At 42.0% G+C, this 25,173-nt stretch carries 20 protein-coding genes and 6 pseudogenes; 24 read left to right on the top strand and 2 right to left on the bottom strand.

Going from position 1 to position 25,173, the window contains the following annotated elements; genetic code table 11:
- The 18 genes and pseudogenes from H525_RS28550 to H525_RS27285 all read left to right on the top strand — a co-directional run.
- Positions 1 to 247, top strand: a pseudogene (locus H525_RS28550) (group II intron reverse transcriptase/maturase); the annotation flags it as partial.
- 286 nt (positions 248 to 533) lie between these two features.
- On the top strand, positions 534 to 1,457 hold the full coding sequence (locus tag H525_RS0110960; protein WP_425387681.1) for a 5-oxoprolinase subunit B family protein: 924 nt from the start codon (positions 534 to 536) through the stop codon (positions 1,455 to 1,457).
- A complete protein-coding gene (locus tag H525_RS0110955) occupies positions 1,450 to 2,427 on the top strand; it encodes a 5-oxoprolinase subunit C family protein (protein ID WP_027416254.1) in 978 nt (325 codons plus the stop codon). The genes H525_RS0110960 and H525_RS0110955 overlap by 8 nt, the downstream gene beginning before the upstream one ends.
- Before the next feature lie 13 nt (positions 2,428 to 2,440).
- A complete protein-coding gene (locus H525_RS0110950) occupies positions 2,441 to 2,686 on the top strand; it encodes an acetyl-CoA carboxylase (RefSeq protein ID WP_035100705.1) in 246 nt (81 codons plus the stop codon).
- A gap of 19 nt (positions 2,687 to 2,705) precedes the next feature.
- Complete coding sequence (locus tag H525_RS0110945) at positions 2,706 to 4,052, top strand: acetyl-CoA carboxylase biotin carboxylase subunit (RefSeq protein ID WP_027416252.1); 1,347 nt, start codon at positions 2,706 to 2,708, stop codon at positions 4,050 to 4,052.
- Between the two features lie 18 nt (positions 4,053 to 4,070).
- Positions 4,071 to 4,847 carry a LamB/YcsF family protein gene (locus tag H525_RS0110940; RefSeq protein WP_027416251.1) on the top strand — a complete coding sequence of 259 codons (777 nt, stop codon included), beginning with the start codon at positions 4,071 to 4,073 and terminating at the stop codon, positions 4,845 to 4,847.
- Between the two features lie 272 nt (positions 4,848 to 5,119).
- Positions 5,120 to 6,469: an MFS transporter gene (locus tag H525_RS0110935; protein ID WP_051330971.1), complete on the top strand. Its 1,350-nt coding sequence runs from the start codon at positions 5,120 to 5,122 to the stop codon at positions 6,467 to 6,469.
- A 71-nt stretch (positions 6,470 to 6,540) separates the two neighbouring features.
- A complete protein-coding gene (locus H525_RS0110930; protein ID WP_035100703.1) occupies positions 6,541 to 7,443 on the top strand; it encodes a polysaccharide deacetylase family protein in 903 nt (300 codons plus the stop codon).
- Positions 7,444 to 7,577: 134 nt separating this feature from the next.
- Entirely contained in the window at positions 7,578 to 8,093 is a 516-nt protein-coding gene (locus H525_RS23675; protein WP_051330970.1) for a GTP-binding protein, read from the top strand.
- Between the two features lie 15 nt (positions 8,094 to 8,108).
- Positions 8,109 to 9,233: a zinc-binding dehydrogenase gene (locus H525_RS0110920; RefSeq protein ID WP_211236999.1), complete on the top strand. Its 1,125-nt coding sequence runs from the start codon at positions 8,109 to 8,111 to the stop codon at positions 9,231 to 9,233.
- Between the two features lie 133 nt (positions 9,234 to 9,366).
- Positions 9,367 to 10,119 carry an SDR family NAD(P)-dependent oxidoreductase gene (locus tag H525_RS0110915; RefSeq protein ID WP_027416247.1) on the top strand — a complete coding sequence of 251 codons (753 nt, stop codon included), beginning with the start codon at positions 9,367 to 9,369 and terminating at the stop codon, positions 10,117 to 10,119.
- Positions 10,120 to 10,173: 54 nt separating this feature from the next.
- Complete coding sequence (locus tag H525_RS0110910) at positions 10,174 to 11,607, top strand: amidase (RefSeq protein WP_245590455.1); 1,434 nt, start codon at positions 10,174 to 10,176, stop codon at positions 11,605 to 11,607.
- Between the two features lie 281 nt (positions 11,608 to 11,888).
- A complete protein-coding gene (locus H525_RS0110905; protein ID WP_027416245.1) occupies positions 11,889 to 13,955 on the top strand; it encodes a sigma 54-interacting transcriptional regulator in 2,067 nt (688 codons plus the stop codon).
- Positions 13,956 to 13,975: 20 nt separating this feature from the next.
- Entirely contained in the window at positions 13,976 to 14,851 is an 876-nt protein-coding gene (locus H525_RS0110900) for a 5-oxoprolinase subunit B family protein (protein WP_245590456.1), read from the top strand.
- Positions 14,852 to 15,826 (top strand): 5-oxoprolinase subunit C family protein, encoded by a 975-nt coding sequence (locus H525_RS0110895; RefSeq protein ID WP_027416243.1) that lies wholly within the window; start codon positions 14,852 to 14,854, stop codon positions 15,824 to 15,826.
- A gap of 248 nt (positions 15,827 to 16,074) precedes the next feature.
- Positions 16,075 to 17,040: an aldolase catalytic domain-containing protein gene (locus H525_RS0110890; protein ID WP_027416242.1), complete on the top strand. Its 966-nt coding sequence runs from the start codon at positions 16,075 to 16,077 to the stop codon at positions 17,038 to 17,040.
- 75 nt (positions 17,041 to 17,115) lie between these two features.
- A pseudogene (locus tag H525_RS23670) lies at positions 17,116 to 17,759 on the top strand (GntR family transcriptional regulator); the annotation flags it as partial.
- A 275-nt stretch (positions 17,760 to 18,034) separates the two neighbouring features.
- Positions 18,035 to 18,154 (top strand): annotated as a pseudogene (locus H525_RS27285) (fumarylacetoacetate hydrolase family protein); the annotation flags it as partial.
- Between the two features lie 24 nt (positions 18,155 to 18,178).
- Here the strand turns inward: H525_RS27285 and H525_RS0110880 are convergent.
- Together H525_RS0110880 and H525_RS28545 are read right to left on the bottom strand one after the other, a co-directional pair.
- Positions 18,179 to 18,682: a GNAT family N-acetyltransferase gene (locus H525_RS0110880; protein WP_027416241.1), complete on the bottom strand. Its 504-nt coding sequence runs from the start codon at positions 18,680 to 18,682 to the stop codon at positions 18,179 to 18,181.
- Positions 18,683 to 19,274: 592 nt separating this feature from the next.
- A pseudogene (locus H525_RS28545) lies at positions 19,275 to 19,370 on the bottom strand (transcriptional regulator); the annotation flags it as partial.
- Here H525_RS28545 and H525_RS23665 point away from each other — a divergent pair.
- From H525_RS23665 to H525_RS0110845, 6 genes and pseudogenes are all read left to right on the top strand, one after another.
- Complete coding sequence (locus H525_RS23665) at positions 19,341 to 19,790, top strand: PadR family transcriptional regulator (RefSeq protein WP_081413353.1); 450 nt, start codon at positions 19,341 to 19,343, stop codon at positions 19,788 to 19,790. The pseudogene H525_RS28545 and the gene H525_RS23665 sit on opposite strands and share 30 nt — an antisense overlap.
- A gap of 86 nt (positions 19,791 to 19,876) precedes the next feature.
- Positions 19,877 to 21,121: an efflux RND transporter periplasmic adaptor subunit gene (locus H525_RS0110865; RefSeq protein ID WP_035100697.1), complete on the top strand. Its 1,245-nt coding sequence runs from the start codon at positions 19,877 to 19,879 to the stop codon at positions 21,119 to 21,121.
- Positions 21,118 to 23,038, top strand: a pseudogene (locus H525_RS26275) (efflux RND transporter permease subunit). Before H525_RS0110865 ends, H525_RS26275 begins: the two are co-directional and overlap by 4 nt.
- Positions 23,039 to 23,255: 217 nt before the next feature.
- The gene (locus tag H525_RS0110850; protein ID WP_027416236.1) at positions 23,256 to 23,666 is read left to right on the top strand and encodes a hypothetical protein; all 411 of its coding nucleotides are present in this window, start codon (positions 23,256 to 23,258) and stop codon (positions 23,664 to 23,666) included.
- Positions 23,667 to 23,921: 255 nt separating this feature from the next.
- A pseudogene (locus H525_RS29490) lies at positions 23,922 to 24,032 on the top strand (transposase); the annotation flags it as partial.
- A gap of 11 nt (positions 24,033 to 24,043) precedes the next feature.
- Positions 24,044 to 25,150, top strand: coding sequence for an RNA-guided endonuclease TnpB family protein (locus tag H525_RS0110845; protein WP_027416235.1), 1,107 nt, complete (start codon positions 24,044 to 24,046; stop codon positions 25,148 to 25,150).
- Positions 25,151 to 25,173 lie beyond the last annotated feature (23 nt).

Raw genomic sequence — 25,173 nt, 5'->3', positions numbered from 1 at the left:
TAAGTGGATTCGCAGACGACTGCGAATGTGCTTGTGGAAACAATGGAAGCTTCCCCGCACAAAAGTAAAAAGGCTCATCGCTTTAGGAGTCCCTAAAGGAAAAGCCTATGAATGGGGAAATTCCCGTAAGGGATACTGGCGTATCTCCAAAAGTCCTGTATTGCATAGAACGTTGGATAAACGATTCTTCGAATCGTGTCAACTGAAAAGCCTGGCAGAACGATATCACTCTTTACGGAGTACTTAATGAACCGCCGTATACCGAACGGTACGTACGGTGGTGTGAGAGGTCGGGGGCTCATTGCCCCCTCCTACTCGATTATTACGTGTCGAATAAATGGTGAAAAAATATTTCATAAATGAAATTTTCTTTCATTTATGAAATATAGGATTTGAAAGCTATCTGGCCGGCTTTTTTTTTATAAATAGATAAAAAAATTAAAGATTTAGTTTCAAAAATGAAAGATTCCAAAAAAATAACTAATATAGAATAGTAAGAAAAACTAGAAAAAAGGTTGGCATGACTTTTGCAAATGATAAAGAAGGAGCAGCATAGCAATCAAATAGGTGAGGTGAAGAATATGACGCGTTATGAATACGGTGGCGACGAATTTGTCTTTGTCGAATTAGCGGAAGATATGAATTTGGAATCTAACTTTCGCGGAATGGCCATTACGCGAAAATTAAGGGAAAAAGCTTTAGATGGCATTTTAGATATTTGTCCTTCCAACGCTTCTTATATGATTCGGGTGGATCCGGATGTTTTATCTCCTGATCAATTGATTCAGGTGTTAAAAGAAATCGAAGCGTCTGTTTCGGATTTGGAAGGTATTGAAATTTCTTCGCGTATCGTCGATGTTCCAATTCTATTTGAAGATCCGTGGACCCATGAGGCGTTGATGAAGTTTCGTGATCGTCATCAAGATCCAACGGTTACTGATATTGAATATGCGGCCCGGATTAACGGTTATGCATCGAAAGAAGATTTTATTCGAGCGATTACCGATTATCCGTTCCTTGTTTCGATGATTGGTTTTGTTCCAGGGCTTCCTTTTTGTTTCCAGATGGTGAATCGTGAACAACAACTCGAGGTGCCGAAATATGTCCGTCCGCGAACCTTCACACCGGAGCGTGCTTTTGGATTTGGAGGAGCTTTTGCTTGTATCTATCCGGTACAGGGAGCAGGAGGATATCAATTGTTTGGTGTGGCGGCTGCGCCTGTTTTCGACCGGGATCAAAGACTGCCGGATTTCGTCCAAACAATGGTATTCCCACGCCAAGGCGATATTTTCCGTTACCGGGCCATTGATATGGATGAATATGAACAAATTCAAAAAGAAGTAGCTGCCGGAACCTTCCGTTATCGAACAAAGGAGATATGTTACACACCGCAAGAAGTCATGGACGATCCAAAAAAATTTTCCGGATATGTGTTAGGGAGGTTATACCATGATTAAAGTATTGAAACCCGGACTTCAAACGACGGTGCAGGATCGAGGAAGGATCGGCTATTACGAGATCGGAATGCCTCCGTCAGGAGCCATGGATCAGTATTCGTATACAATTGCAAATCTTTTGGTCGGGAATCCGGAGGGGACTGCGGCATTAGAAATCACTTACATGGGACCTGAATTAGCTTTCGAACAAGATGCGGTGATTGCTATTACAGGAGGAGAAATTCCCCCGAAAATCAATGGTGTTGCTTGTCCATTGTGGCAAACGCTAGAGATGAAAGCAGGGGATGTTCTTTCGTTTGATTTCGTCAAATCCGGTGCACGTGTCTACCTGGCAATAGCTGGGGGGATTAGTGTAGAGCCAATCATGGGTTCCCGATCTACCTATACACTTTGCGGGATCGGCGGATTCGAAGGGCGGGCTTTAAAAGAAGGAGATGTCCTCCAAATTGGAAACGATTCTCCAGTACCTATTGCAGTTGGAACATCTATTCCTTTTGAGTTTATTCCGAAATTCTCAAAAAATCACGAAATTCGTGTCGTGCTGGGGCTTTGTAGCTATCGCTTGACAGAGGAAAGTAAAGATCGCTTTCTCACCCTTGAGTGGACGGTTACCCCGGAAGCGAACCGTGTGGGTTATCGCTTTAAAGGGGAACGTTTACATTTTGTTCCCCGCGAGCAACCTTTCGGGGCCGGAAGCAATCCGTCCAACGTGGTCGATTTAGGTTATCCTATCGGTTCTATACAAGTGCCGGACGGAGTGGAACCAATCGCTCTTCTCAATGATGCAGTAACAGGCGGTGGGTACGCTACGATTGCGACAATCATTAGTACGGATTTAAATCGTATGGCACAAGTCAAAACGAATGATAAAGTTCGTTTTGTTTCGGTAACGTTGGAAGAAGCGCTAAGAGCTCGACATGATACGAAAGAAAAGATTTCTAAAATTAAAAGCATTATTATGAATGCGTAAAGGAGAAAATGTCATGGCAAACCAATCTATCATTTCCCCGGTTCCCGGAGTCTTTTATCGTAAACCGAGTCCGGATCAGCCGGAGTTCGTCGTTGAAGGACAAGAAGTAAAAGCGGGAGACACTATCGGTCTTATTGAGGTCATGAAAAACTTTTATGAGGTTAAAGCGGAACACGATGGGATTGTAGAACGCTTTTCTGTAGACTCGGAAGATATCGTTGACGCGGGTCAGGAAATCGCAATCGTAGTTTTGAAATAAATCAAATGGAGGAATCATATTGAGTTACTTTAAGAAAATTCTGATTGCCAATCGCGGTGAAATCGCTCGCCGTATTATTCGTACGTGTAAACGCCTTGGCATTGAAACGGTAGCGGTCTATTCAGAAGCGGATGCCTTAGCTCCTTTTGTCGACGAAGCCGATGAAGCACTTTGCATAGGACCTGCTCAAGCGAAAAAAAGTTATCTTGATGTAGAAAAAGTAATCGAAGCAATAAAACAAACGGGAGCTTCGGCGGTACATCCAGGGTATGGCTTTCTATCCGAAAATGCAGTTTTTGCCCGGCGTTGTGAGCAAGAAGGAATTACTTTCATTGGACCCGATGCTCGAATCATCGAATTAATGGGGAGTAAAATTGAATCCCGCCGTCAGATGCAACAAGCCGGGGTTCCTGTCGTTCCGGGTTGGGACGGTTCACTTGAGTCGGTAGAAGAAGCCTTACAAATTGCTGAAAATCTTGGTTATCCATTGATGCTAAAAGCCAGTGCCGGTGGCGGTGGGATAGGCATGCAACTGGTGCATGATGCGGAAGAACTTAGAAAAGTATATGCCACCACGAAACAGAGGGCGGTTTCGTCCTTCGGGGATGGGACACTCTTTTTGGAAAAGTGGATTTCTAATCCCCGGCATATTGAAGTGCAAATTGCTGGAGATTATGAGGGAAATGCCATTCATTTATTTGAGCGAGAGTGTTCCGTGCAACGGCGGAATCAAAAAGTACTAGAGGAGAGCCCTTCTCCATTCCTTGATGAAGAAACGCGCCAAAAATTATTGGAAACGGCAATTCGTGGTGTAAAACAGATTGGATATACAACGGTAGGAACCATGGAGTTTATTTTCGACGACCAAAAGAATTTCTATTTCCTGGAGATGAATACCCGATTACAGGTAGAACATCCGGTGACCGAGGAAATTACCGGTATTGATTTAGTCGAACTTCAGATGCAACTGGCAGCCGGGCAGCCTTTGCCCTATCAACAAGACGACATTCGTTGTACGGGTCATTCCATTGAGTGTCGATTGTATGCGGAAGATCCTAAAACTTTCTTTCCTTCACCTGGTACAGTCCATCGATTGGTTCTTCCTGAAGAGAATATTCGATTGGATTTTGCTATTAAAGAAGGGAATACAGTAACACCTTTCTACGATCCGATGATTGGGAAGATGATCGTGCATGGATTTACTCGTGAAGAAGCAATCGAAAAGATGAATCTAGCTTTGGAAAATGTTCGGGTGGAGGGAATTACCACAAATCAAACATTGCTCCAGTGGATTATCCAACATGGAGAATTTCGCAAAGGCGAGTACACCACACGATTCCTTGATAAAATATTGGAAACTGTTTAGGTGAAAGAGGTGCTGAACATGAAGAAAGTAGATTTAAATTGTGATATGGGTGAAAGTTTTGGTCTGTATTCATTGGGTCAAGATGAAGAAATGATGAAATATATCACATCAGCCAACATTGCATGTGGATATCACGCTGGAGATCCCCATGTGATGAGAAAAACGGTTGAATTGGCTAAACAATATCACGTAGCCATTGGAGCGCATCCCGGTTTTCCGGATTTGATCGGCTTTGGAAGGCGGTATATGAATTGTACTCCTTATGAAATAAAGGATTATATTACCTACCAAATGGGAGCATTACGTGAATTTGCATCGGCTTCAGGTCTCCGTCTTCAACACTGTAAGCCCCATGGTGCTTTGTTTATGATGGCGATGGAAGATGAAAACCTGGCTCAAGCGATTTTGGAGTCCATCGCTGAAATCGACTCTAATACGGTTGTGTATGCCTTAAATAACTCTGCTGTCGCTTATGTCGGCGAAAAGCTGGGGATTCCAGTTGCTCTCGAAGTGTATTCGGATCGTCAACATACGAAGAATGGTTCCATCGTATTAACGCGTAAAGGCTCGCAAATCGAAGATTATTCCCAAATGGCGCAACGTGTCGTTCGAATGATCAAAGACGGGCGTGTAACTACGGCAGATGGGGAAGAGGCCACCGTCCAAGCGGATACTGTTTGTATTCATGGGGATACGCCGGGAGCAGCACAATTGGCGAAAGCCATTGTACATGCTCTAAAAGAAAATGATATTCAAATTGCCCCCGTTCGTGAAGTGTTAGGTGTACGAGCATAAAGAGAATCTGGCTCACTGAGCTTACTACGTCAAGTAACAGCATTAAAGGAGCCTATACAGTCGGCGAGACTTTGAGTTTGAGATAGTAAGAAATTAAAAAAAGTTGTAAGATAATCTAACGCAAAACAAGACAAATATTATAATAGTATATAATATATATTTAGTAAATAAATAAATTATAGTAACTAACAATTTTTTTAAAATTAAAGGGGGCGAATTATTCGATAACCATAGATTTTGATTATAATTAAAAAAATCAAGGGAGGGTGTTTATGGACACAACAATCGTTGAAAAAGATGTTGTAGAGTCAATGAAGCCAATAAATTATTCAAAATCTGAAACAGTTTCGAAAGGACAAGTCATTTATGCATCAATCGTCGCTTTTTTCGCCTGGGTATTTTCCACGTATGATTTTATTCTGTTTGGTACTCTGTTACCGATCATGGCAGCCGAGTTCCACTGGTCAACGGCTCAAAGTGCAGGGGTCGCAACGTGGGTATCTGTTACAACATTTATTGTCTCTCTAACAGTAGGTCCCATTGCTGATTATTTTGGTCGTCGTAATGCTTTGATGATTACAACTGCAGGAGCTGCGCTTAGTTCAGGATTGACAGGTTTTACAATGGGTCCTCTTTATTTAATTATCGTTCGTGCACTCTCTGGTTTTGGTTATTCAGAGCAGGCTGTCAACACAACGTATTTGTCGGAAATGGCCGGTGCCAAAAAGAGAGGTTTTGTTTACAGCTTCATCCAGGGTGGTTGGCCGATTGGTGTTCTCTTTGCCTCTTTTATAACGGCAGTGCTTCTACCTTCGTTAGGATGGCGTGGAGTATTTTGGGTCGGTACTATTCCAGCAGTAATCATAATGCTTCTTCGAATAAAGCTGAAAGAATCTCCAAAGTATGAACAAATGCGTGAGGTTCGGGAACTAATAAAAGAAGGAAAACTCGATCAAGCTAAAGCACTTGGGCAAAAAACGGGAATCGATAGTGAAAAGATGACGAAGTTCTCTGTAACTCAATTATTTGCTCCTGATATTCGAAAACATACTATCTTTTTAGGAATTGCCATAACGCTTAACTGGTTTGCGATTCAAATCTTTTCTGTTCTATCTACTACTGTACTGACAGAAGGGAAAGGAATTTCTTTTCATAACTCCTTATTTATGTTGATTTTCTCGAATGCCCTGGCTTATGTAGGATATGTAACCCACGGATATTTGGGAGATAAATTTGGTAGAAGGGGTACCATTATTGTTTCCTGGATTCTGGCAGGGTTATCGTATACAGTAATGCTATTTTTGGCTCATGGGTACTGGCCCGTCTTAATTTCCTACAGTATCGGTTTATTCTTCTTAATTGGCTCTTATGCGGCGCTTTATACTTACATGGGTGAATCTTTTCCTACTCGTATTCGCGGTACCGGTGCAGCGTTTATTAATGCGATGGGACCTGTGGGAGCCATTCTTGCGTCTCTATTATTTACAGTAACGGTAAGTGGTTTTGGGGCTGTGACAGCTACTTTCTTAGCTGGAGTCATTCCTCTCATTCTTTCAGGAATTTTAATGTTTGGTACTAAATCAATAGCTCCATCAAAAGAATTGGAGGAAATCTCGCAATAATTAACAGAATTTTTTAATTGATGTAACTAAATGTAACTATAAATACATTTAAAAATAAGGAGAAATCGATTATGACAAAGCAAAAAGAAATTTTAGTAGCTTATGGTGTTGATGTAGATGCTGTGGCTGGATGGCTTGGTTCTTACGGTGGAGAAGATTCCCCGGATGATATTTCCCGCGGTCTTTTTGCAGGAGAGATTGGTACACCACGCCTTCTAAAATTATTTGATAAATATAATCTAAAAACAACATGGTTTGTTCCTGGACATTCAATTGAAACCTTCCCTGAACAAACGAAAATGATTGTGGATGCCGGTCATGAGATTGGTCTTCATGGTTACTCTCATGAAAATCCAATCGCCATGACACCCCGGCAAGAAGAAACGATTCTATTACACTGTATTGATCTCATAGAAAAGGTATCTGGAAAACGACCAACTGGATACGTTGCACCTTGGTGGGAATTCTCTGCCATAACAAATGAACTTCTATTAAAACACGGCATTAAATATGATCATAGCCTTATGCATAACGACTTTTCACCTTACTATGTCCGGGTAGGGGATAGTTGGACTAATATTGATTATGAACAACCTGCTGAGAATTGGATGAAGCCTTTAGTAAGAGGACATGAAACGGATCTTATTGAAATTCCTGCAAACTGGTATTTGGACGATCTGCCACCAATGATGTTTATTAAAAAATCACCGAACAGCCATGGGTTTGTCAATCCAAGGGATATTGAACAGATGTGGCTTGATCAGTTTGATTGGGTGTATCGCGAACACGATCATGCTGTGTTTACCATGACCATTCATCCGGACGTAAGTGGAAGACCACAGGTCCTCCTGATGCACGAACGGATCATTGAATATATCAACAGTCATGAAGGAGTACGTTGGGTTACATTTGATGAAATTGCGGATGATTTTAAACGTAGGCACCAAGAAAAAGAAACAGTAGCTAACAAATAACCACTTTATGGCTGAAAAACAAAGCTGGAAGACGAATCGAATCGATTCTCTTCCGGCATAAAATCCCTCTTTATTTTAAACAACAATCAAGACAAATTGTTGTTGCTGACAAGATTATTCTCACCAAAAGTGATTTGATAACTGAAGATGAAAAGGAAATCATTATTAATAAACTTTCTCTTATTAACCCGACTGCACAAGTTCATGCTGCGGTTTATGGAGATGTAGATGTGCCTGCCCTTTTCTTAAATGTAAGAAAAAACCCAACTTCCATAATGGATCAATATCAAACTGGACATCTTCCATCCAGTACTCAATCGATTTCCTTCACATTTAATAAACCCATTGATTGGAATGCCTTCGGATTGTGGTTAAGCATGCTGCTCCACGCTAACGGTGAGAAGGTACTTCGGGTTAAGGGGTTGTTAGATGTAGGGGAAGAGGGCCCGGTATTACTTAATGGAGTACAACATATCATCCATCCGCCGAAGCATCTAGATGAATGGCCTGAGACAAGTAAAAAACGATCCGAAATTGTTTTTATCATGAAAACTATTGAACCGAATGAGATTCTTGGTTCACTTTATGCTTTTCAAACTTTGCTGGGTGCAAAAGCTGATGTATTAGAGTCAGCTCAATTTCTAATATAGTAGGGGGGACCTTTTGTGGCAGGAACTGAAGTTACGCAACCAAGTTTTATAAAAGGGAAACCGGCTGCAAATGGATTCATGAAAGCAGTTGTTTTCCGTGGAATTGGTAAACCTGTTCTGGAATATAAACCTATCCCAAAGGCAGGTCCTAATGAAGTAGTGATTAAGACAACATCCACAACCATTTGTGGTACTGATATTCACATTCTTCATGGTGAACATCCTGTAGAAGATGGAAGGGTTCTCGGTCATGAGCATGTTGGAGTCGTTCATGAAATAGGGGAAGGAGTTCTAGGAGTTTCTGTCGGGGATCGCGTTATTTGCGGTTCATGTACTCCGTGCGGAACCTGTTATTATTGCCAGAAAGGTTTACCATCACAATGCATCGGACCAGAAGGGGACCACAAGCACCCTGGAGGTTGGAGACTAGGTAACACGGTGGATGGTACCCATGCTGAATACTTTAAAATGCCTTTTCCAAATTATAATATCACCAGAATTCCGGATGAGCTAAGTGATGATGATGTCCTATTAGTAACAGATATCGGATCGACTGGAATAGCTGCAGCCGAAAAGGCAAATATTCAAGTTGGTGATACTGTTGTTGTATTTGCCTGTGGTCCTGTCGGATTATGTGCCATTGCAGGAGCTAGATTAAAAGGGGCTAGCTTAATCATTGGAGTAGACGGTAATTCTGACCGGTTAGAAATCGCCGAAAAAATGGGTGCAGACATCACCTTGAATTTTCAAACTACGAATGTTTTAGAAGAGATCAACCGGATGACGGAAGGTAAGGGTGTAGATGTTGCAATTGAAGCTCTGGGAAGTCAACAAACCTTCGAAAATTGCATGAAAGTCATTAGAAGAGGAGGGACGGTCTCAAGCGTAGGAATCTACTCAGGTCATTTAACTATCCCCATCGAAACATTTGCAGGTGGTATGGGGGATCATCATATTGTAACAACGTTATGTCCTGGTGGTAGAGAAAGAATGCAGCAGCTCATTAATCTCGTTAAGCATCACCGTTTATCCCTAACATCAATGATCACCCATAGATTCCATATAGACGATGCTCTCGAAGCCTATCGTTTGTTCGAAAACCAAAGTGATGGAGTAATCAAGATAGTCATTAATTTTTAGAAATCTATCAAATAATGGTGAATGCCAAATATAAAATTACATATATTTAGAATCTAGCCAATTTAAAGCAAATGGATGGGAAGAGATTTGAATTCGTAGGACCCCCGCTTGAAATTACTGGAGGAGAAAGACAATGAAACTAAAAGGAAAAGTAGCTATTATCACTGGAGCCGGACAGGGAATCGGTTTAGGAATTGCTACAGCTTATGCTAAGGAAGGTGCTAATCTATCACTTAATATTTATGGAAAAGGACAAGAAGAAATCGATTCGATCGTAACAGAGCTTAAAAAATATAATGTGGATGTTATCGTGACAGAAGGTGACATTACGAAGGAGTCCACAGTTAAAGACCTGGTTGATAAAACGATTGAAGGATATGGTACGATTGACATTTTAGTAAATAGTGCCGGCATTGTGACCGAAAGCCTGATCCAGAATATGACTGTTGAAATGTGGGACAGGATGATCGAAATCGATTTGAAAAGCGTGTTTTTAACGACAAGGAATGTCGTGCCGTCCATGATCGAACAAAGATCGGGGAGAATTATTAACATCGCTTCACAATTAGGCCAAAAAGGCGGGGTTGAATTAAGCCATTATGCAGCCGCAAAGGCAGGGGTCATTGGATTTACAAAATCGATCGCTCTCGAACTCGGACAATATGGCATTACAGCGAACTGTATTGCCCCTGGACCGATAGAAACAGAACTTATTGAAGGAATGAGTGAAAGTTTTAAAATACGTAAAAAAGAAGAACTGGCAATACCACGTTTTGGTAGAGTGGAAGAAGTTGCGCCGACAGCTGTGTTTTTGGCTTCTGAACCGGATGGCAATATTTATACCGGTCAAACGTTGGGGCCTAATAGTGGGGACGTCATGCTGTAGTTATAGAACATACGAAGTGAATTTCAAAATGGAGATGAAGAAGGTGATATATGAATGGCAAACAACTACAATATGGAAGTGATTAACTGGGATTTGGCAACGTTATCCGATGCTATAATGGATAAAGTGATTTCCCCCGTAGAAGTAACCCGTCAACTTTTGGAACGAATTGAATTAGTAGATAAGAAATTGAATTCCTATATTACTTTATTACACGATGAAGCACTAGAGGCAGCAAGACAGGCTGAAAAAGAAATCATTAAGGGAAATATACGAGGGCCGCTTCACGGGATACCCATTGGCTTAAAGGATTTGATTTATACCAAGGGCGTTAGAACGACAATGGGTTCTGAAATTTTCCAAAACTATATTCCGGATTATGATGCGGCCGTAGTTGAAAAGCTAATTGAAGCGGGTGCTGTCATTGTAGGAAAATTGAACACTCACCAATTTGCCTATGGACCGACAGGAGATCGCTCCTTCTTTGGGCCGGTAAGAAATCCGCATGATCCCACAAGGATTACGGGTGGATCCAGCAGCGGATCAGGAGCGGCAGTTGCTGCGTCTTTATGTTATGCAGCATTGGGGACAGATACGGGAGGATCGATTCGAATTCCTTCTTCTTGCTGCGGCATTGTAGGAATGAAACCAACCTTTGGAAGGGTTAGCAAATATGGAGTGTTTCCGCTCGGTTGGACATTGGATCATGTTGGTCCTATGACGAGGACGATCAGGGATAATGCAATTATGTTAAGTGTTTTATCAGGGCACGATGAGAGGGACCCTTATTCCTCATCAAAAGATAGTGAAGATTTCTCGCGCTATCTTCAACACGGGATAAAGGGGAGTATCATAGGTATCCCTAAATCATTTTATTTTGATAATCTGGATGAAGAAGTGAACACGAAAGTACGTCAAGCATTGGAAACATTTCGCAGGTTAGGAGCTAGAATACGTATCGTAGACATTCCAAATATAGAGCAAGTGTCCTGGGCACACCAGATTACGATGAAAAGCGAAGCTTATTCTATTCATGAAGAGAGATTGCACACCTTCCCCGACCAATGGGATGAGGAAGTGAAAGAGCGACTTCTTTCAGGAAAAGCGATAAAGGCATCTGAATATGTTAACGCTCAACAGATAAGATATTCTTCAATTCAAGAATTTAATAAGATTTTTAAAGAAGTAGAGGTCATTATCACCCCCACTATTCCTATCTTGCCAACCCGGATTTCACAGAGAGAAGTAAATATCAATGGAGATCTTGAGCCTGTACGTTCGACTATTAATCGTCTCACGGGACCAACCAATCTAATCGGAATACCAAGTTTGTCAGTTCCTTGTGGATTCTCCGACTCTGGTTTGCCGATTGGACTTCAGCTGTTTGGCAAACCATATGATGAAGCCAATCTTTATCGTTTCGGATATGCCTTTGAGAGAGAAGTTCAGCTTACTCCAGTGCAACCCGATCTTATTGGGAAAATCTAACTATTTTGTTGAACTATAAGAAGTAAGGATCAATCCAAAAAGATGAGTACGCTACACGATTCCTTGATAAAATATTGGAAACAGTTTAGGCGAAAAAAGGTGTGGTGTTAGGCGTACGTGCATAAAGAGAATCAGGCTCTTTACAGGCTGGTTCTTCTTTTTTTAGTAGATAATTATCTACATTAGTGCAACTAAGGCTATCGCGGCTCCTGCGGCTTGGCTAGCTAAAAAAGTTTGATAAAATTATAATTGTATATATAAATGGGGAGGAGTTGAGCAGCATGTTTACGTGGAGGCAGATTTTACAACCGTCTCCCATAACCGTATCCTCGGACGCAACAATTCAGGACGTATTACGAATATTTGTGGAAAACTCTATGGATATTGCAATCGTCGCAGATGAGGGGGAGGTAAAGGGATATATTCATTCCTCATTTTTTTTACAACAGATCTATACGAATTCTACTCTTCAACAAACAATTGATTATCGACAAGATTTGTTAATTGTGAATTTGGATGGTGCAGTTGAATTTTACCATAATATTTCGATTTACATTGGGGTCGACACTGACGGTAAGCTCGTGGGTTACAGTACGACTGAACAAGCCCATAATCGTATACATGAACTTCGATTAACACAAATGAATCAACTCCTTGACGGGGCAGGAGTCGGAATGATTACCACGAATTCTGCATTGGAAATTACATTTATTAATGGAGTAGCAGAGAAGATTTTAGGGTTATCTGATACATTGTTACTCCAGCGCAATTACAAATCGCTTTTACATATTAGCCAAAACCTGGATGATGTTCTGGCAGGAAAGCCATTTGTGAGTGTAGATAGTTACTTGAACTTTAAACATATGATCGGAAATTTTACCCCTCTATATGTTAATGGAAATATTGAAGGGTTGGTCCATATTTTCTTCCTTCGGGAGCAGTGGGAAGAAGCCGTGCAGGAATTGGAGTTTGTGCGCCAATTAAACGAAGACCTTCAAGCTATTTATTCTTCCTCACACGAGCAAATCATGGTTGTCAATCCAAAAGGCGAAGTGATACGTGTAGCCGGTACGTTTTTAAAAGAATATTGGGATCTGGAAAACGACGAAGAAATGATTGGACGAAATGTAAAAGAGTTAGAAGAGCAAGGTTTATTTCAACCGAATATCGTCGATTTGTGCCTGAAACAACAAAAGAAGATAACTGGAATTCAAGAGACGAAACAAGGTCGGCGTGTATGGTCGGTTGCCACTCCTGTTTTTTACGATGAACAAATCACTAGAGTGATTATTGTCTCGCGCGATATCACCGAGGTGAACCAATTGCGGGAGAAATTAGTCAAAGAGCAGATGAAGTCAGAGGAGTATAAACAAAAACTCGAAGAGCTGAAAAGTCATCAAGTTCGTGAAAAAGAATTGATTTATCGCTCACAGGAAATGGAACGCGTTGTCGAAGAGATCCGGCGGGTTGCTCTTGTAGATTCCTCGGTTCTTATTCACGGGGAATCAGGCGTCGGAAAGGATGTTATTGCTTATGCGATTCATGATTGGGGAAATCGCCGGCTTCATCCCTTTATCCGAGTCAATTGTGGGGCCATTCCTGAACCGTTGATGGAAAGTGAACTATTCGGTTATGAAAAAGGAGCCTTTACCGGGGCAGATGACAAGGGGAAAGCAGGCTTTTTTGAATTGGCTCATCAGGGAACTATCTTTTTGGATGAGATTGGAGAATTGCCTTTAAGTATGCAAGTTAAGCTGCTGCGAGTTCTTCAGGAACAGGAATTTACAAGGGTGGGCGGAACAAAAATGATTAAAGTGGATTTCCGGGTCATTGCGGCAACGAATAAAAATCTATGGGAGCTCGTTCAGGAAAATCGGTTTCGAGAAGACCTTTATTATCGATTACACGTGATTCCCATCCATATACCTCCCTTGCGAAAACGAAAAGCTGACATTTTCTCGCTATCTCTCCATTTCCTGCAGCAATTTAACCGAAAGTACCTAAAGAAGAAAAACTTATCTCGTGAAGCACTAGAAGTGCTTGAGAATTATCACTGGAATGGAAACGTTAGGGAATTACAAAATGTCATCGAGCGGCTTTTGGTTACTTCACGGACAGATTTCATCAACCGTGATGAAGTGCTTCATATCCTTTATGCGGAAACAGAGACGAAAATGGATCAGCCGTTTAAGTTAGAATTGATGCCTCTAAAGAAAGCGATAGCTAAATTAGAAACACAGTTAATCACATTAGGTTTACAAAAATACGGAACGGCAGCTAAGGTGTCTGAAATTCTGGAAGTGAGTCCTGCAACCATCAGCCGTCGCATGAAAAAATTGTTGAATTAGGGGGGATCCGCTTGTTCACCGTGCCGGAAACCAGATTTCATTTTGGAGGAGATGAATATATTGTTGCGGAAATTTCCAAAGAGATGAGCACTGAAAGTAATTTTAAAACGTTAGCGATCACCCAGGAACTTCGCCGGCGTCAAATTCCCGGTGTTTTGGATATTTGTCCGTCTAACGCCTCTTACCTGGTGCGATTTAATCCGGAAGTTCTTTCAGCCTACGATTTGTTAGACTGCTTAAAAGAAATTGATATGACCAAAAGCAATCCGTCGGAATTGAACTTATCCATCCGAATCGTAGAAATTCCAATCTGGTATGATGACCCAATTACAAGAGAATATTCCGAGCGGTTTAAGCACCGTCATCCGACACCTGAATTATCAAACTTTGAGTTTGTCATGAAGATGAATGGATTTAGGGATAAAGAAGCGTTTATTGAAGCCCATACCTCCATGCCTTTTTTAATTACCATGATGGGCTTTATTCCAGGTTCGGGTTGGGAATTTCCATTGGGGATTCCTCGTGAACAAATGATTCAAACACCGAAATATTTAAGCCCTCGGACAGACACACCTCCTCAAGCGGTTGGTTTAGGAGGGGCTTTTAGTTTTATTTATTCCTCGTCTGGTCCCGGTAGTTATCAACTTATTGGGATGAGCGCCGCTCCTATCGTAGATAAAAAACAACGCTTAAAGGATTTTAAAAACTCTCTCTTTCTTGCAAGACCTGGCGATCTTTGGAAGCATCGCTCGGTTGATGAATCCGAATATAACCGAATTGTTGATGAAGTATATCGGGGAGTCTATCGTTTTCGAATGAAAGAAGTTGAATTTTCACCAGAAGCCTATTTCAAAAAAGGAAAATCTTATATTTTACAACTGATGGAGGAATTTTAAGTGTTGCGGATTATTGAACCTGGGCTAGAAACCACCGTTCAAGACCTGGGAAGGTATGGGAGTTACCATCTGGGTGTCCCTCCTTCTGGAGCGGCGGATAAGTATTCATTCATGGCGGGAAACATCCTATTAGGCAATCCCTTGGATTATGCAGCACTGGAAATCAGCTTGCTTGGGCCGACGATCGAATTTCAAAAAAGTACCGTCATCGCGATTACCGGAGCGACTGTACAGCCTACGATTAATAAACAGCCCATCCCCATGTGGGAAAACGTAAGGGTGCAAGAGGGAGATATTTTACGTTTTACCTTTTCTAAAAAAGGGGTTAAAACATATTTATGTGTTTCTGGCGGAATCAATGTTCCAGAAGTGCTGGGCAGCCGATCCACCTATGAATTAAGTGGATATGGGGGATATCAGGGTCGAAAATTGATGGCTGGAGATCTGCTGCCGGTGGGTGAACCTCTTCCAGGCGTCTTTAAGCAAGTAGGAAAGCGGATTCCGCCTTCTTTTATCCCGGATTATTCTGGTTCACATGAAATTCGTGTGGTGATGGGGCTCTCTGCAGCGCTCATCAGTGATGAAGGTGTAAAATCCTTTTTGAATTCTGAATGGCATGTATCCACCGAGTCGAATCGGGTGGCTTACCGTTATCAAGGAGCTTCCATCGGGTTTCGCAATGTAGAAGTTCCTTTCGGAGCAGCGGATTCGAATTCAAGTGTGGTCGATATCGCTTATCCGATAGGTGTGATTATCGTTCCTAACGAAGAAGAGGTTATTATTTTATTAAATGATGGAACGAGCGGAGGTGGATTTGTGACCATCGGAACGGTTATCAGCCCTGACCTGGATCTTGTCGCTCAATCAAGGCCCATGAGCACCTCGCGTTTCTTAGCCGTCACTTTTGATCAGGCGATGGAGGCTCGGTTAGACAGACAAAAAACGCTTGCCACGTTGACGGATATTTTAAAGTAACAAACAGGATTAAAAAAGAATCAGATTATTTAGCTTCATGTCGTTGACAGGTATGTAAAGCTGTAGTATAAAATACATAAAAGAATTTTAGTGCATAAAAGCATAAAAGCATAAAAGCGTGAAAGCGCGAAGTGCAAAATAATAAAGTCATAAAGAATGACCGCTTGAAAAGTAGAAAGAACAGAAACATAACACATAAGCAACATAGGGAACAAAAAGAAAAAATAAATGGAGGCGGGGAAAGCATTATGAGTACGGTACAATGTAAAATTTTAGACTGCACGATTCGTGACGGGGGGTTGGTGAATAACTGGGACTTCAGCGTCGATTTCGTTCGCGATTTGTATGAAGGGCTAAATGCGGCCGGTGTTGAATATATGGAAGTTGGTTATAAGAACTCCCCCAAGCTGTTGAATGCAACGGAGCCGAATCCGTGGAGGTTTTTGGACGACCGCTTTCTGAAAGAGATTTTCCCGGAAAAGAAATTTACAAAAATGTCGGCACTTTGCGATATTGGCCGCGTCGATGAGAACGATATTTTGCCGCGTGAGCAGAGCGCACTCGATATGATCCGCGTCGCCTGCTACATACGGGATGTTGACAAAGGGCTGGACCTCGTGCAAAAGTTCCACGATATGGGCTACGAGACTACCCTGAATATCATGGCGCTGTCCCACGTGCATGAGCAGGAACTGATGGAAGCGTTCGAAGAAGTAAACAGAAGCCCGGTCGATGTCGTTTATGTCGTCGACTCGTATGGAAGCCTTGATCCGAAAAATACAGAGCATCTTGTGAAAAAGTTCCGCACGCTTCTCCCGAATAAGCTGCTTGGTATTCATATGCACAACAATATGCAACTGGCGTTCGCCAACACCCTGGTCGGCGTGCAAAACGGTGTGACATTCCTCGATTCATCCGTGTATGGCATGGGTCGTGCAGCGGGCAACTGCACGACAGAACTTCTCGTCAGCTATCTCAAGAATCCACGTTATGAACTGAAGCCGGTACTTGAAGTAATTGAGAAGCATATGCTGGCCATGCGCGAGAAATGGGAGTGGGGCTACATTATTCCGTATATGATCTCCGGCGTTCTGAATGAGCACCCGCGCGTTGCCATGGCGCTACGTGACAGTGACGACCGCGATCAGTTCACCGAGTTTTACGACAAGCTAACATCCCCGGAAGCCGTCAACGCCTCTGTAACGAAGGGATAATCCAATAAGTGGCATATTTGTATATTGGATAAAAACGTCTTTGCCGATATATATCTTTTCATATATGATTAATGTATGAAAAAGAATAATATAAACAAAACACAGCATGCATATAATTACATTCGCTCCGGTATTCTTCAAGGTTTGTTTGGTCCTGGCCATCGAATTGTCATCGATCAGATAGCTAAGGAATTAGGTCTAAGTATTATTCCGGTGAGGGAGGCGATTCGTCAATTAGAGTCTGCTGGATTAACCAGTATAAGCCGTACAGTGGAGCCATTGTTAATACGATTGACGAAACGGAATATTTGGAAACTCTTTCTGTTTTAGCTGTTCTTGAGGGATATGCAACGGCATTAAGTTCTGAGTCGCTTCAACAGGAGGACATTTTGCAACTCGAATTCTTAAATAAAGAAATCGAAAACGAGCTGGTTAATTTAGAATTTGAGAAATTTGGCCAACTAAATGTAAAGTTTCATCAACTGATTTATGAAAAATGCAACAATCATTATTTGATAGACCAAATTAACATGGTTACTAATAAAATGGATACGGTACGCAGTTCCGCTTTTGTGTTTGTTCCCCAGCGTGTGCGTAAATCGATAGATGAACATGCTGCAATTATCAAACTGCTGAAAGAAAAAGCCCCTTTTCAGGAAATTGAGGATGCAGCCAGGCAGCATAAGCTTAATACAGCTGATGCGATAAAGAAATCGAAATCGAAAAAAAGCCAACCTTACGAACGACAAAAAATGAACATAACGGAAGGGAACTGCATTGCTAAAATAATCGAACAAAGCACCACAATCCAGAGTCGAGTGCAACATTGGACTGTGTATTGTGGTGCTTTCATTATGAGAAAGTTAATAGTGAATACCGTTAATTGTCTGCTATATGTTCATGGTTATTTTTAAACAATTCAATGAAACGATGGGCCTTATTGGATAGATGGCGGCCTTTAACCATATAACAGCTGATTCAGATTGGATATGCCGGCGACATTATTCTAACGGGAACCCCTGAAGGGCTGGTTGATACGGTAGTAGGCGACGAAGTGGTTACGGAAATCGAAGGCATTGGAAAATTAGTTAACACAATTATTGCTGGTAGGTAGACAACGTAAATAATTAAGGAGTTTTTAGTATATTTTTTGTAGATAATGAACATCTAAAAGTTGTCCGAATTTTATACCAACTTCCTTCATTACGCCGACTTCCTTAAATCCTAGTGACCTATGAAGATGCAAACTTGCTTCATTACCGCCAGTAATTCTTGCTATGATGGTATGGAGGTTATTTTCTTGTCCCAACGATAGGATCGATTGAGTCAACTTTTTCCCAATTCCTTTTCCCTGCCATTTGGTGTCCACATATACAGATATTTCAGCAGTATATTGATAAGGAAGTAGTGGTGAAAAACAGTTGAGAGCTGCCCATCCAACAATTTCATCATCAACATCCCCGACAATAACCGGGTGTCTGAATGACCGGTTTAAAAACCAATCTTCTTGCTGCCTTAAAGTTCTGGGTTCTGTTTCGAAGGTAACTGTAGTATTAGTAATAGCCATGTTTAAGATATTCATAATAGATACCAAATCTCCAGAAGTAGCTGGACGAATGAGTACAGTAGATTCAGATTCCATACAATAACATCTCCTCATATCTTTTCTCCCTGGTATTATTTTAAAGGTAATGTAAAAATGATTAAAGTAAAAATCAGCGTCTTCTTATTTGCATATTTTGCTTCGGGTTCGAAAAAGCTTATCTTTTATCTCCGGATTCCTCACAATATCACTGTAAGCTAAAGAAAATGCGCGAAGACATGTTCACAAAATCCTTGGTTTTGTACATATGTCTGCCGTATTGACTTTGACGTTACGTAAAGGTGTACAGTTATGTTGTTAGGAGGTGAACACATGGAATATACAGTGCAGAAGCTCGGCAGAATGGCGGGGATCAGCACCAGAACGCTTCGGTATTATGATAGGGGTTGTACCACAGTCATTCGACTACGATACAACCTCTTCGTTTTTGCTCCGTGGTGTTTTAAATCTCAACAGGTGTTTAGTTGCAAGATACATCTGAACAAAACACAGCTTTTATACACAAGTAAAGAAGCAGCCGAGGCAGTTCCTTTACAGTTTTCTTATGTTGCTATCTGTACTAGACTTCTGCTCGCGTTATTGAGCTATCGATCCTCATGGGAAAATGAGATGTTATTTCTGAAATAGGTCATTCTTTTTCAGCAAGTAATCTAAGAACCTTTCTACGAGTTGGGTCAGCAATAGCTTGAAATACATCATGCTGTGTTTTGATTCGGTGTTTAGTCATTTTTTTGATGCGACATATGGCGCGATTTACCCAACGCTCAATCATATGGAGAAGGAGGGATTTATTACTAAAGAAGTTGTTATTCAGGAAGGAAAACCTAATAAAAATTTGTTCTTTATAACGGATGAAGGAAAAAAGGCGTTCCAGGAATATCTGAATAGTCCTGTGGAAGCGGAGGTTATACGTAGTGACTTTTTGATGCGGTTGTATTTCGGCGAGTATGTTGATAAAAGTCAACTGGTTCGTTGGATAGAAGGAGAAATAGAAAAAACAGAAAACATGATCGCCAGATTAGAAGATAACTATCAACAGTGGAAGGTAGAAATGACACCAACTCAGGAGATATGCCTTCAATTCGGAATGAACCACTATCGTGCCCATCTGAAAGTATTGGAGGAGGCAGTTAAAAATTATAAATAATATGGTTTCCTGCCCTTGCCGGTGTCATTTTCAGAGAAACAATCGAAATTTAATATGACTTTATATCTAGTGTCGGGGGATGAAATATGAAGAAGAATAGAATGGTCGTTCTTCTGCTTGTTACCGGAGTTTCTATACTTACCGCATGCAGTGGACCAAACCCAACCCAGCAGGCCGTCTCTCAGCATGTGGAGACAAAAAAAGTAGGACTTTCGGTCGTTAAAAGAGAGAAAGCTGCACGGCTTTCAGAGTTAACTGGCTCGCTCCAGGCGAGTGAAGAGGCAACCATTTCTTTTGAAGTTGCTGGCCGTGTGGTGCAGCTCACTTACAAAGCGGGGGATAATGTGCGGGCAGGTGAGACGCTTGCCGGGCTTGACAGCAGTGACTATGCATTGCAGGTGCAGAAAGCGGAGGCCCTTGTCCAGCAAAATAAGGCCGGGATGGATGAAGTAGACAATGGGGCCAGGCAGCAGGAATTGGCTCAAGCGAAGATTGGTCTCGATAAAGCAAAGGCCGGTTATGAAAAAGCGAGCGATGATTTTAAACGAATCAAGGTTCTTTACCAGGAAGGGGCGGTTTCGCAGAAAGATTATGACGATGCGAAATACCGGATGGATACGGCGCAGCAGGATCTGCAAAATACACAGCAGGCTTATTCTTTAACCGTAGCGGGTGCCCGTCCCGAGCAGCGGGAACAAATGCAATCCGCTTATAATCAGGCAGTTATCGGGAAGAAAGAGGCAGCACTGACTTTATCAAAAACGCAACTCCTATCTCCGATTAACGGAACGATCGTAGAGAAGCTCATATCCGTCGGCCAGCTTGTCAACCCAGGTACGCCCGTCTATCACATCGCTGCGCTTGATCCGCTGAAAGTGATGCTGCCCGTTCCTGATAGTGAAATTTCCCTCTGGAAGACAGGGGATAGTGTAACGCTTTCTCTTTACGGGCAAACGCGCTCCGGAAAAGTCACCCGGATTGACCCTACAACTAACCAGGGGACAGGTACAATTAGTGTCGAGGTTAGCGTACCCAATCCGAAACATGACTGGGTTCCGGGCCAGGTGGTGAAATCAACCCGTGAAATAAACGGAAAAGAAGGTATTTTTGTCCCGGTCGAGGCGGTGATGAGCAGCGGGGAAGCGAAACCGTATGTTTTTCTCGATAAAGAAGGAAAGGCGAGAAAAACTCCCGTAACGATAAAAGACATGATGAACAATCAACTGGAGATTGTGTCGGGCCTTAAAGAAGGCGACCGGATTGTAACCAAAGGCGTTGACCGTTTGTTTGACGGGGATCCGATTGAAGAGGCGGGAGGAACCCGGCCGTGATCGAATATATCATCAAAAAACAAAAAATAACGATTCTCTTTTTCGTCATGATTGTTATGGTAGGATTTCTAAGCTTTTTTCAACTGCCAAAGCAGGAAGAACCGGATATTGTCGTGAACATAGCGACGGTAACAACCGTGTATCCCGGCGCGACCCCTGAAAAGGTAGAGCAAACTGTGACAAAAAAAATCGAAGAGCGAATCAACGAACTTCAGGATCTAAAATCCATTTCCTCGACATCCAGCTTAGGCGTTTCCAATATTGTCGTAGAAGTGAAAGATGGGGTGGATCCCAAACAGAAATGGGACGAACTACGCAAGAAAGTCAAAGATGCTGAAGCAGATTTGCCCGCGGATGCGAAACAGCCTGTCATCCAGGATGATTTAAACCGTACCTTTATACAAACGTTTAACATTGCCGCCGATAGCCGGGAACAGCTCTACAGTCTGCGGGATATGCTGAAGACATGGAAGGATCAGCTCCGCACGATTCCCGGTGTGGCGGATGTAGTTATTGATGGGCTGCCAGACCAGGAAGTGAGGGTAGATATTGATACCCCGCGCCTCCAGCAGTACGGCATTACCTGGGGTCAGGTGATGAATGCCGTTAAAACGGAGAATGAAAAGATGCCGATTGGTGATTTCGACGTCAATGACCGTACATACCAGCTTAAACTTGCTGAATCCCACAACCCGGATGAATTAAATCAAGTCATTGTAGCGCGTACAGCTGACGGCTTTCCGGTCTATTTAAAAGATGTGGGCCATGTTACGCTTACAACCGTCAAGCCTACACTTTATGCCTATCACAATGGAAAACCAAGCGTATCGCTCAGCATCACTGCGGAAATCGGGAATGACGTCCCCTCGCTTCAGCGCAGTGTGGATGCGATGATGCATTCTTTAGATAAGTCGCTGCCTGCCTGGGCAAAAAAGGAATCTGTGTATTCCCAGAATGAAAGGGTCGCAGAAGCTTGTGAACTATACGGATTTGTCCCGCACCCTCCGCCTTGTCGGGGAAGGGATAACCGTCAGTCAGTTCGATAGCGGAAAGGATTTATTTGATATAAAAATGTATTCCGAGAAGGCCAAGGAAAATCCTTTTACCGTGTTTCAGAGGCTAAGTGTCACCAACGCACGCGGTGTGCAAATTCCTCTTTCTGAACTGGTCAGCATCAAACCGGCGTTCACAATAGCAAAGATTCCGCATCGCAATCTCTCAAGGGAAGTGGAAGTGTTTTGTAATGTAAAGGGGCGTACAGCCACCGAAGTCATGAATCAAATTAAACCGCTGCTAAACAAAGTCTCCTTCCCGGAAGGATACCGGTGGGAAGTGGGCGGGGAAACATCAGAGCAGACCGGTATCTTTATTGATATGGGCAAGCTTTCCATCGTTGTCGTTTTCCTCATTATTACCCTGATGGCCATTCAGTTTTATTCGCTTAGCCTTCCGCTGCTCGTGATGAGTACCATCTTTCTCGCACTGGCGGGAAGCTTAATCGGGCTGTTTGTTACGCAGACTCCGCTCGGATTTATGACGATGATGGGTGCGATTTCACTGTCCGGTATCGTTGTGCGAAATGGGATTGTTCTTATTGAATTTATTGAGGAGGCCCGCCGCGAGGGTATAGAGTTGAGGCAAGCGGTGATTTCTGCCAGAGAGGCCAGGCTGTGCCCGATTCTGCTAACTACGATGACCGCCGTTGCGGGTCTGCTTCCGCTGGCGTTCTCGGGAGAGGTTTTATTTAAACCGCTGGCGGTCACAATTATTGCGGGGCTCCTATTCTCCACCATGCTTACGCTTATTGTCGTTCCTTCGCTTTATACGGTGCTTGCTATTTATAAAGAGAAAAGACAAAGGAAGAACGCCGCCCTCTATCGGGAACCAAACACCATGGATAAGCAGGTAAATATGTAGGTTGTAAAGAAGGCTGCTCATTTCAATAGAGCGGCCTTCTTTATGTATGATTCTTCAATAAGTAGTTACAATTAACTAAATATCCGGGTTAGTATGCTTGATTTGATAAGTCGTATTTACTATAATTGAATAGTATTAAGAATAACAACATTCTATCTTATTCGACATCTAACAAGCGAATGATGATAATTAAACAACTTTTATGTAAGGAGGAAATATGAAAACGCTTCGATCAAAGCTCTTACTTCTTATTATTCCTATTTTCATTGTATCGTTGAGCGTAATCGCCTATATCAACCACTATAAGGCACAAGAATTTTTAACAACGAATTTTCAGGAAGAAGCGGCAAACAAACTGACATTTATTCAGGGCAGAGTCGATGATTGGGTACAGGACAAAATGAATATTATCACGACCATGGCCAATTCCGACGAAGTTAATGGCCATATCCCACAGAAACAAATCGATTTTTTTATGAAGCAATTGCAGGCACACCATGACTTCGAGATGTTTTTTGTTTCAAATAACGGAACGGGAAAAAACGTCGTAACCTCTATGGGAAAAGCCGTTGATATTTCAGACCGTCCCTATTTTAACATTATTCCGAAAGAAGTCTCCCACTTCTAAACGTGAAGGTGCGACAGCGCCAGTGAAAGTGGGAGATGAATTTCGGTTAGGAGTAGCCTAAAGTTGTTTCCCTTTTTGTGTAATGATATAATCAGTCTTAGATAAATGAAAGGCTGTTATATCAACGGATTTAGACAATAATAATCATTCGATATTCTCATTGTATTATCATCTTGTTTTGGTCGTTAAATTCGTAGAAAAGCAATGGATGACACTCTATCTGACTAGGCAAAAGATATGTTTGTTCGATAAAGAAAACTTTGGAAAGAATATTTTTGGTCAAGAAGTTTTTGCTTACTTACAAAAGGCGGTTCGCCTATTGAAGTGATAAAGAAATATATAGAATATCAACAAGGAATGAAGTAAGGGGATTTGATATGGCAAACAAAGCCTATAAGTTCCGTCTGTACCCAACAAAAAAACAAGAACAACTTCTTGCAAAAACCTTCGGTTGTGTTCGTTTTGTCTACAACAAAATGCTGGCTGAACGAAAGGAAATGTATGAGCAATTCAAGGACGACAAGGAAATGTTGAAAAAACAAAAATTTCCGACTCCTGCTAAATACAAAAAGGAGTTCGCGTGGCTCAAAGAAGTAGACAGTCTTGCGTTGGCAAATGCTCAACTCCATTTGCAAAAGGCATACAAGAGCTTCTTTTCTGGTCGTGCTGAATTTCCAAAGTTCAAAAGCCGTAAGGCAAGACAGTCGTATACAACCAATGTGGTCAACGGAAACATTATGCTGTTGGATGGCTACATCAAATTACCGAAACTCAAACTTGTCAAAATCAAACAACATCGAGAAATTCCGCCTCATCATATCATCAAGTCTTGTACGGTTTCTCGAACAAAAACAGGACAATACTATATTTCAGTTCTCACAGAATATGAACATCAACCAATACAAAAAGAAGTACAAGCCGTTGTTGGTTTAGATTTTTCCATGAATGGGTTATTTGTTGATAGCGAAGAAGGTAAGAAAACCAATTACCCTCGTTTCTATCGTCAAGCCTTAGAAAAATTAGCGAAAGAACAGCGTATTTTGTCACGCAGAAATAAAGGGTCTAATCGTTGGCACAAACAGCGATTGAAAGTAGCAAAGCTACACGAAAAGATTGCAAACCAGCGGAAAGACTTTCTGCATAAAGAATCGCACAAATTACCGAAACGGTATGACTGCGTGGTTATTGAAGACCTCAACATGAAGGGAATGTCACAAGCACTCAACTTCGGCAAAAGTGTTGCCGATAATGCATGGGGCATGTTTACGACATTTCTCCAATACAAGTTGGAAGGGCAAGGGAAGAAACTTATCAAAATAAATAAGTGGTTTCCATCTTCTAAGACTTGTTCAAGTTGTGGTCAAGTGAAAGAGAAGTTGTCTCTTTCCGAACGTGTATTTCAATGCGAATGCGGGCTTGTGATAGACAGGGATTGGAATGCTTCGATCAATATCAAAAACGAAGGGCTGCGACTGTTAGCCTAATCATAGATAGAGCATGGAATAGG

The sequence above is a fragment of the Aneurinibacillus terranovensis DSM 18919 genome (genome assembly GCF_000430625.1).
Classification (GTDB): Bacteria; Bacillota; Bacilli; order Aneurinibacillales; family Aneurinibacillaceae; genus Aneurinibacillus_B; species Aneurinibacillus_B terranovensis.
The sequence above is the reverse complement of the archived record's forward strand: the minus strand, read 5'-3'. Positions and strand labels throughout refer to the sequence as shown.

Coding starts and splice junctions, on each gene's coding strand:
- H525_RS0110940 (WP_027416251.1), top strand. CDS start 4,071: ATGAAGAAAGTAGATTTAAATTGTGATATGGGTGAAAGTTTTGGTCTG.
- H525_RS0110910 (WP_245590455.1), top strand. CDS start 10,174: ATGGCAAACAACTACAATATGGAAGTGATTAACTGGGATTTGGCAACG.
- H525_RS0110905 (WP_027416245.1), top strand. CDS start 11,889: ATGTTTACGTGGAGGCAGATTTTACAACCGTCTCCCATAACCGTATCC.
- H525_RS0110915 (WP_027416247.1), top strand. CDS start 9,367: ATGAAACTAAAAGGAAAAGTAGCTATTATCACTGGAGCCGGACAGGGA.
- H525_RS0110960 (WP_425387681.1), top strand. CDS start 534: ATGATAAAGAAGGAGCAGCATAGCAATCAAATAGGTGAGGTGAAGAAT.
- H525_RS0110865 (WP_035100697.1), top strand. CDS start 19,877: ATGAAGAAGAATAGAATGGTCGTTCTTCTGCTTGTTACCGGAGTTTCT.
- H525_RS0110850 (WP_027416236.1), top strand. CDS start 23,256: ATGAAAACGCTTCGATCAAAGCTCTTACTTCTTATTATTCCTATTTTC.
- H525_RS0110880 (WP_027416241.1), bottom strand. CDS start 18,682: ATGGAATCTGAATCTACTGTACTCATTCGTCCAGCTACTTCTGGAGAT.
- H525_RS0110845 (WP_027416235.1), top strand. CDS start 24,044: ATGGCAAACAAAGCCTATAAGTTCCGTCTGTACCCAACAAAAAAACAA.
- H525_RS0110950 (WP_035100705.1), top strand. CDS start 2,441: ATGGCAAACCAATCTATCATTTCCCCGGTTCCCGGAGTCTTTTATCGT.
- H525_RS23665 (WP_081413353.1), top strand. CDS start 19,341: ATGCTGTGTTTTGATTCGGTGTTTAGTCATTTTTTTGATGCGACATAT.
- H525_RS0110930 (WP_035100703.1), top strand. CDS start 6,541: ATGACAAAGCAAAAAGAAATTTTAGTAGCTTATGGTGTTGATGTAGAT.
- H525_RS0110890 (WP_027416242.1), top strand. CDS start 16,075: ATGAGTACGGTACAATGTAAAATTTTAGACTGCACGATTCGTGACGGG.
- H525_RS0110955 (WP_027416254.1), top strand. CDS start 1,450: ATGATTAAAGTATTGAAACCCGGACTTCAAACGACGGTGCAGGATCGA.
- H525_RS0110935 (WP_051330971.1), top strand. CDS start 5,120: ATGGACACAACAATCGTTGAAAAAGATGTTGTAGAGTCAATGAAGCCA.